Below are 8,683 nucleotides of genomic sequence, written 5' to 3'. Positions count from 1 at the left end.
CCGGACCGAACGTAAATTCTCCCATACAGGTATAAACATCCTGACCTTCCTCATTGACAGATTTTGAGAAACCGATGAAGGGCTCCTGATACACGGCGACACGTATTTCGCTATTGGCAATCATAGCCTCGTTTCTCATGCCTATTTCCTTGTATAAATCATTGAATGCAGCCACACACCCGGCCTTGTGGTCCTGCATGGAACTCGCCCAGTTCTTCTTGGCTGTCAGGCGCCCGGACTTGGGCACACCTTCAAACATGAGGACTTTGTTCTTGTCCGTCGTTCCATCGGCATACGTGGCAATGGAGTTTATCTTGTTACCCTCTGCATCTTTCAATCCCTTCATTTTGAAGCGGATGTTCCACTCCAGATATTTCTTTGATGAAGTTCCCTGACCTTCTATCAACAGGTTGGTGAGCGTAAAGTTCCGCTCCGGTTTGTTCTTGAAGAGTACTTCCAGATCACCTGCCACGCCTGAAGGGTTGTTCAGGTTAGGGAAGGGCTTGTTTACTACAAATACATTATAGAGCAGCTTCGTGGCATTAAAGTCAATGTTTACACCCTCGCCGTCCAGTACCGAATTGATATTCTTTTCCATTTGCTTCTCGCTGGTCGTCACAAGCTGGTTTATGTAATTCTTCTGGACGGCTTCGGAAGTCAATGCACTGTCATACACACGCAACCCATACAGATAGAGATTGGCATAATCGTTCCCTAACGTTATCTTGCCGGTGTTGCGGAAGTAATCGTTGCTCTCGTAGGCATACTGGCGATTCTTCTTTCCGTTGATGTATATGGCAACAATGTTGAAACCGGCATTACCATAAGAGTCAGGCATGATAACTGCTGTGAGGCGTAGGCGTACCCCATTATCGGTAGGAACATCCTGCTTGGTACTTTCGTGTTCAGATTGTGAGAACAGAGAGATATTCTCACCGGATACCTTTAATCCAACGTAACTGCCGTCCGGTTTATCTTCTGCGATGCTGATAATATTCTTTCCTGCATCCGAAGCATTTTCAACCTTGAAGTCAATTTCGATTGTCTTACCTCTGCGGGCCGGTTCTGTGGCGAAGGGTTGGTAATCTATCACGGCCGAACTCCGTGCAAATATCTTCAGTGCTTTCACACCGTCATCATCGGTCACCCAGCCGTCGTTACCCCAGTTGAGGTTGTTCCAGGTCACGGGGATGACTGATTTATCCACTTCATTAACGATACTCTTATAGTTTGTCTGCGAGTTGCTACGGGTGCGTGGATTGATATAGAGCACTGCACCTGCCGTAGCCGAATATCCCAGTGAGTTATTGACAGCTACCGTCACTGGGGCTATCAGAGCGTCTTCTCCACTGGTTGCCTTGACAATGACTTCAAAGTTGCTGTCGTCATCCGTCTCCACCTCCATCGGATAAGTAAGTGTGTTTTTAGAGTTTGCCACTATGGTGTCATTCTCAGAACTATACACCTCTGTTCCGTCCTTCGTAATGGTGAAGATGGCATCTGTAAGAGTAGCCTGCCCGTCATAAATCGCATAGTCAAATACCACATTATCCTGCCAGTTGATGAGCTGTGAGGTCACGTTATTCACGCACATCATTTTCACTGTTTCCCCGGATGTGGAAATACACATGATGTTTACCGATACGGGTTTGGTCTGAATGGTATTATCTGAGTTGGACAGATAGAAATTCACATTGTATATTCCGGTTGCTTCGGGATGAGGAAGTATATAGTTATAAGGCGTATCCATATAAATGGCTGTTCCCAAATTTTGGGTATATCCCTGATTGTAATTATCACCGGTAACGGTGACATGAAGTACTTTGTTGATATTACCGTTGATAATCATTGGAATTGAAATATCCCCGGCAAAGGCGGTCCACCAGGCGAAGTTAGGGGCACTGATTCCCAATGAAGTGAGTTGTACAACATAGGTGATGGGGGCCGTAGTCTGGTCGGTATTCTCTCCTTTGATACTTATTTTGATATTGTTGCTACCACTTGTCAGCCATTCGGTTATGTCTTGTTTGATGGATACATTAGAAGAAACTTCCATTTGCTTCACTGTGGTGAAGTCTGCGAACTTTGAGTTCTTTACCATGATTGTACACAGTCCGAGTTCTCCTGTCGGCTTGTACGGTTCATTGATATTATCCCGGTACTGGGAAACGAAGGTGAAATCCAAGACACATTCTTCTCCGTATTGTGCGGCAAAGCCCAGTGAATTCAGATTATTCCTAACGTATACACTGTACATGGTTCCTGCTCCGCCTGCCAGTTCTCTTACGGTTTGTTCCAATGCAGCGCCGGCGGCACCATCATAGGCAGTGCCTGCGGTGTCACCGATGACAAGCATCTTATCCTTTATACTCTGAATTGTCGCCTTGCTGGTCTCAACATCATTGTCATTGATGCACGTGGCAAACTCATTCAGTTTAGTAACAATCTCGTTCAACTCCTCAGCTTTAAGCACATTGCCTTTGAGGAAATTCTTATTTAATTTGTCCATACAGTTTATCCTAATATTTCGTTGTCCAATCTGCTCGAGTCCAAAATGAACTCAAGCGTTTCAATTACTTTTCCCCCGCGGGCCGCAAGCGCATGCATTATTAAATTCGTCTCGAGCATGCTTGTATCAGCCATATCCGATTCGATACGGCTGATTCGGGCATAGGTGGCGTTGCCATCAGCGTTCGTTTTACGGGTGCTCAATATGAATTTGATGTATCCCATCTTATTTGCTGTTTAGCTGATTTATTATTTCACGCTTCACGGCGGCGATAAGACGCGAGTTCTTCACGACAAGTTCAAGAGCCTTACAGTAGCGTTCCGGGATTTCCACTTCATCTTTAGAATAATAGATTTCCTTTGCAAGCTCTTCAAATCCAATATCCAGAAGAATACTGCCGTTGTACATCATTTCATTGCCGATTGTTTCGGCAGCATCGAAAAGCTGTTTACCACCTCCGAAGGAAGTTTGCGTTTCGATTTGTCTAAAATTGATTTTCATATTCTTATAAATTATAATTAAACTATCCGCAATAAAAGAAAAACCAACTACTGCCATCGGATATAAGCATCATGGAATATGTCCCCGAAAGCGTATATGTATCTTTTGTTTCCCAGCCATTAGGACTTATAAAAGGACCATTGGTGAAAGTTACGCTACCAGCTGTCTGCTTGAGGTAATATACCTTCCCGGGACAAGATGAAGGAGAAGGCATCGTCAATGTAAGATTTTCATGGCTAGTAAAACGCAAGAAGTCGTCATTCGTATGAATGTTTCCTGATGTAGTTATGATACGGGTGCTGACGCGCACTCCTTGAATAAAAGCACTTTCTGTTTGCCTTGTGATGAAACTAACATCTCCATATGAATTGATAGCGTAGGAGTTAACCCCTGCTTGAGCTATAATATCAAGTCCCACAGAATTATCACCATAAGCGCTTATGCTAAGTGCCGTAATGCTGTCTCCGCGAATGGAGCACATTGAGTCTTCAGAGTCGTTGACTCTGAAGAACTTTCCCCCGTTTTTCTCAATCTGTATACATGCCAAAGGATTTTCATCGACGTTGACAAGTCCATATCCATTAATCTTAAACGCACCGATATATCCATTGGAAGCATTTATTGACCCATTAAAAGTTCCACTGTTAGCGATTAGATTATTGGCGATCATATCATTGGCGGTCACATTATTGACGGTAATCTTATTCAGAGTTAAATTGCCATCTTCACCTACTATGAAGGTACCATTTGCCACAATATGGCCGTTAAACAGGATTTTATCAGCATCTATAAGTGCAGTGCTCGTGAAACTTCCATCTACATTCCTTGTGATAAACGTACTTATTTCTGAGCGTTTGATAAGCCCGTCTTCCTTTTCCATCTGCGCGTACTGTGTAGAGAAGTCGGCGGCAGTGATAAAGCCGGCAGCGGTTGTGTTGGTGATATGACCATTTTCGTCAAACTCAACTCGTTCTGAGAATAAGCTATTAAAGTAGGCAGTAGTTACTAAGCCACTTTTATTTATATTTACTATATTACCATTTTCATCTTTTTCTTTACCTTGTGCCAACAAAGCAATTGAGTCTTTTGTGGCCTGAATGGCTGTTGTATGCTCTACAAGAGTGTCGTCAACACCATTCACTTTATCTGATAAATTGCCTAACTGTTTCGAGAATTCCTTTATATCTGTTACAGCACTGTTTATGCTGTCAATTGCATCATTAGCCATTTCTTTGGCTTCGACTATACCTTCCTCAGCGAGTTTCTTTACTGCTGCAATTCCTTCTTTTGAACTTGTAGCACCGGCCAGAATCTGGTCGCCCAGGTTTTCGAGATAGGAAGTTGTTGCACTCGATGATGGTTGCCAATGGGAAATGCTGAATATTGCTCCCTTGGCCTTTGCTGTCTTGCAGACAAGAGTGTCATCTTTATAAATAAATGGAGCGGAAGAAGGGTAGGTGGCATTAACCCATATATCGCCAACATCATAAGCCTGCGAGTCCGTAGGCTGTGCAACGAATGTCCGGCGCTTCCCGTCGGCTGTATCCTGTGCCCTGGCTGCATCCTCCAGGGCTTTGATTGTCTGCAGGTCGGTGATGTTGTTCCATGCCCACGTGTTCCCTGATTTTTCAAACCGGTAAGCCAGTCCGGATTCCCGGTTGTAGAACATGTCCTGCTCGTGCATTACTTTCAATGTATTGGTAGTCCATTCTGATGCCGGAATATTGGATAATGTAGGGGCGTAGTCATAGAACCACATCGTATATTCCTTGTCCGTTTGCCCTTTAATGATATCAAGGTTACCTTGCAATTCATTGAGTTGTGTGTCAATATCCTTGCCTGTTGCTATGGAGATGAATCTCGCTTTGATGATACTTTCTTCCGGATTCAAGTCGATATTGGGCTGCGGTAGATGGTAATCACTAATCCCTTTGTATACCCGTATATAAGGCCCTCCGGTAGTTATGGCATCACTACAGATGGCTCCCTGTCTACTTCTGTCAGACTTGTTGCCCAGATGTACAATCTCATCACCTGCCAGTGGAGCATCACTGCCGGCGTCACAATCGGACTTGCTCAAATCGATATAATCCGTTCCTACGCCTACCACGAGTCTCCAGTAGTAATGGTTGCCTAAAGTACCTCCGGGCTTTTTGTCGAGATTGAACGTTTCACAAATAGCCCGGTCGTCTGCTTGGAATAAACACTTCACTTCACGTCCGTCCGCGTCTGTCGTCTTGAAATGGCATCGGTATACAGACCCGGTATCTTCCACTGATGTGCAGACGATTCCCGCACCTGGAGTTACCCACTGCTTGCCGCCCACATAATAGGAGCGTTGCACCTGTATCTCGTCGGCTGTTAGCTTTCGGCGAATGTTTACGAAGTCAATATCAAGATGGTAGTTTCCGACTTCGTCCCGATAGATGCCAAACCCTGTGGAACCGACAGAGAAGTTTTGAGATAGGAGGTCTTTCAGCAGGGTGATTTCAGCCAGTGTCGCCATTCCTTTTACGTTGATGCCCTCGATAAAGGTCATCAGCTTCTGGATTGTTTCGGCTATATCTTTGCGTACGTAGCGGTCGTCATTATCATTTTTGCTGCCAATAAGAGCCAGCTCGAAGTGCGGTTTTCCTTTTCTCTCTTCTATCTCTTCTACATCTTTGGCCGGTATCAGCTTGTATATGGCATTGTTCTCCAGTACAGAGATGATTTGCCCGGCATAGGGTACGTAAGCTTTCTCCTTACTGTTGTTGAGTGCATATACACTGGCGTCATTGTAAGTATTGAATACAGATGAACTGTCAAGAGGTTGGTAAGTGGTCCTTCTATAACTTAAGTCGAATGAACTTCCTTGAATATCAACGTTTGCCATAATTATATTGTTTTAAATTTAAATTTAGCTTCATCACTCACTGTATCCACCATGAATATGTACATACTATAAATTATCTCTGTACTATTGTTGGCTCCTGCAACCTTTATCTGCTTCATGCCTTTGTATACTCCTGAACTTTCCAGATAATTTCCTGGTACCCCTTCTTTTATCACAGTATCCATGTTGTCCGAAGGTATGCATATCACCATTGTCGTCCATATTCCAACATTAAACTCGTATTCTTTCGCTCCTGTATACAGTCCGCTGCTCCCCAGCGCCCTCACCTGTGCCGATGTCGTAGGTTCCGAATCTACCACCCCTGCAAACCATCTTCGATATACATTTACAGTGATAGTGTCATTCAATGTCTTTTCGGGAAGTATATCGCTGGAGGCATACACCACTGTGGCTCTATGCGTTTCTCGTTGGGTATAGGTGCCCGACAGGGTCAGTACGGCTGTCTGAATGCCCTGACTCTCTGCTGAGAAGACCAGCTTTTTATCTTCATTCTCATCATAGAAAGCTTTGGTCATCTCGCCTTGTCCGTTGCGGGTGGCGGTGTAGGTGATGCGTCCTTTCTTTGTGCCATATTCCACACTGTCGGAAGTGGATATACTGCTGCTCAACTCTCCACCCATGGGCTTGTACAGCATCTTGCGGAAAATGGTTTCCCAGGTTTGGCCGGCAAGCAGGACATCCTTTTTCTTGAAATAGCCGACATCATTGGAGTTGATAACGATGTTCTTTTTTAACTTGTCCGAGATGTCGATTGATGTGGAAGAACTGCTTCCGGAAGAAGGGTTGCTGCCTGAAGACATTACATATTGCAACTGGGCCAAACTGGCATCCACCGTCCGTTTCCATCCTTTGCCCACCATGTTGGTACATTCTATGGTGGCCATGCTTAGGTTATCCAGCTTGCGCGTAACTTTGGTGATTCGTGTGTCACTGAACCCTTCGTCAAAGAACTTGTCGCTCAGCAAACGCACGTTTTGGCCTAATTGCAACGGGATGTTGTTCTTGTCGATATAGGTGTAGTCCGTTTCGCCTCCATATTTAGACATGTCCTCGCTGTACTTTTCCAGATAGCTGTTGACGGCAGTTTCATATGCTACTTCCGCTTCTTTCTCGAGCCCCGTGGGCAGACTGAAGTTCCAGGGGATATATTCATCTCCGGAAGCGGGGATAAGGTTTTTGCCCGGTATCTGCTCTGTTTCTGATGGATAAGTGTTGATGATTTCCCACTCCATCGCCTTCGAATCGTATTTCACTTCAAACTCCCGCCCGGCAAGCTCGCCTGTCTGGAAGGTTATATGCTTGGCCAGACCGCCTATTTCGAAGTCGTTCGGGTCGAATGTCATACCGATATCGTCGAAATAGTAGATTGTGATCTTCTTATCGTTTTCATCCACCTTTTCCTCTTGGCGCACTGTGTTGACCGTGCCGCGATAGTGCGGGTAGATATCTGCAAAGGCGGACTCCTCCACATATTCGTAAAGCCCATACCGGGTGTTTCTGTCCACATACTTGGCCCGGTTCGGAAGTTGCAGCCGGGAAAAGCCATAGCGGTTGCGGTCGATGTTGCGGGTGCTGCCCAGCGGGAAGAGGCGGGTGAAGAACTTCACGTCACTGCTGTTCTCTGATTGAGTGAGCGAAGTGAGTCCCTGCATATAGCCCAGTTCCACCCGGTCGCCACGTTCGCAACGTGTAAGGTTGATCTTGAAACCGTCCGTCCACCATTCCGCCTCGAATGCGTCCGATATCAGCGAGAGGGCATCCCAGCAGGTTGCGTTGTTGTATTCGACGGTTTTCTTCGGGGCGTCTAGAACGTCTCCTATGCTCCAGCGCTTTTCGCCGTACACACGGTTCATGTTGTCTATCCACCTTTGGAGGTGCATCGCGGGACTGTCGTCGAGGTAGAATTGCAGTTCATATTGCCCGTCCGTCAGGTTGAGGAACATCACCCGCTCCGCATCGTGCTCGGGGCCGTAGAACTTGACCGTGTAGTTGTACTCTTGTGTAGACACCTGCTTGGGTTTGTACTCCTTGTTGATGCTGAACTTTATGTCATTCAGCATCACGTAGTCATTAACGTCCAGCGCTACAAAGAAGGGATGGGTGAAGCTGGCGGACACGGCGTTCTCTGCCATCAGCTCGGTGTTCCAGGTTGATGAGGCGGCGGTGTTCACGGTCAGTTTCAGCTTTCCGTTCTGGTTGTATATTTTCAGTTCCATACTCGTTTATTTGCTGTTTAAAGGTCAATAGACTGATAAGGGTTCGGTTCTCTGAACTTCAGTTTCATCTTGCCATACACTTTGTCTTCTACGGTGAGCGGGGAGGACATGTCGTGCGAGGCGGCGCTCTTGAAGTACATGCGGTATTGGGTGCCCAGTTCGGGCAGGGAAAACACCAGCCATCCGCTTTTTAGGAAGTCGATGAAGGCGATGTAGTGGGTGTACCACTCTGCCGGGGTGTCTGCCAGGATGCCGAACTGTAGGGTTACGTCGCGCGCCTCGTAATGAGGGGCGGGTAGGGAGTCGGGCAGGTTTTCGCCGTTCTGCTCGCGGAAGGTCACTGCGGTGTAGGCTTTCATAGCGGGCACTTGCAGGAGGGCGTTGTAGTTATCGTGTCCTCCGGACTTGTCTTCGGCCAGAAAGGCGCGATATTCCTTATAGATGTCTTTACCATTGATGGTAAGTAATGATTCAAGTATTTCCATAATTATCCTTTTATTTTCATTCCGTCTCTTTCCAATCTGTTCACTATCTCGGCTATGTCTTTCAGGCAGCGGCAGT

5 protein-coding genes and 1 pseudogene are annotated in these 8,683 nt (G+C 46.0%); all 6 read right to left on the bottom strand.

Annotated features, from left to right (window positions below):
• Positions 1-2,509, bottom strand: a pseudogene (locus QZ135_RS23820) (leucine-rich repeat domain-containing protein); the annotation flags it as partial.
• Positions 2,510-2,514: 5 nt separating this feature from the next.
• A complete protein-coding gene (locus tag QZ135_RS23815; protein WP_294615469.1) occupies positions 2,515-2,733 on the bottom strand; it encodes a hypothetical protein in 219 nt (72 codons plus the stop codon).
• 1 nt (position 2,734) lies between these two features.
• Positions 2,735-3,010, bottom strand: a complete 276-nt coding sequence (locus QZ135_RS23810; RefSeq protein ID WP_294615467.1) for a hypothetical protein — start codon at positions 3,008-3,010, stop codon at positions 2,735-2,737.
• A gap of 22 nt (positions 3,011-3,032) precedes the next feature.
• A complete protein-coding gene (locus QZ135_RS23805; RefSeq protein ID WP_294615466.1) occupies positions 3,033-5,885 on the bottom strand; it encodes a hypothetical protein in 2,853 nt (950 codons plus the stop codon).
• A 2-nt stretch (positions 5,886-5,887) separates the two neighbouring features.
• Positions 5,888-8,122: a hypothetical protein gene (locus QZ135_RS23800; RefSeq protein WP_294615465.1), complete on the bottom strand. Its 2,235-nt coding sequence runs from the start codon at positions 8,120-8,122 to the stop codon at positions 5,888-5,890.
• A gap of 17 nt (positions 8,123-8,139) precedes the next feature.
• Positions 8,140-8,607, bottom strand: coding sequence for a hypothetical protein (locus tag QZ135_RS23795; RefSeq protein WP_294615464.1), 468 nt, complete (start codon positions 8,605-8,607; stop codon positions 8,140-8,142).
• Positions 8,608-8,683 lie beyond the last annotated feature (76 nt).

It is taken from the genome of uncultured Bacteroides sp., from assembly GCF_905207245.1.
In the GTDB taxonomy this organism is placed as follows: Bacteria; Bacteroidota; Bacteroidia; order Bacteroidales; family Bacteroidaceae; genus Bacteroides.
This window is presented reverse-complemented; position numbering and strand designations above follow the sequence as displayed.

Coding starts and splice junctions, on each gene's coding strand:
- QZ135_RS23815 (WP_294615469.1), bottom strand. CDS start 2,733: ATGGGATACATCAAATTCATATTGAGCACCCGTAAAACGAACGCTGAT.
- QZ135_RS23810 (WP_294615467.1), bottom strand. CDS start 3,010: ATGAAAATCAATTTTAGACAAATCGAAACGCAAACTTCCTTCGGAGGT.
- QZ135_RS23805 (WP_294615466.1), bottom strand. CDS start 5,885: ATGGCAAACGTTGATATTCAAGGAAGTTCATTCGACTTAAGTTATAGA.
- QZ135_RS23800 (WP_294615465.1), bottom strand. CDS start 8,122: ATGGAACTGAAAATATACAACCAGAACGGAAAGCTGAAACTGACCGTG.
- QZ135_RS23795 (WP_294615464.1), bottom strand. CDS start 8,607: ATGGAAATACTTGAATCATTACTTACCATCAATGGTAAAGACATCTAT.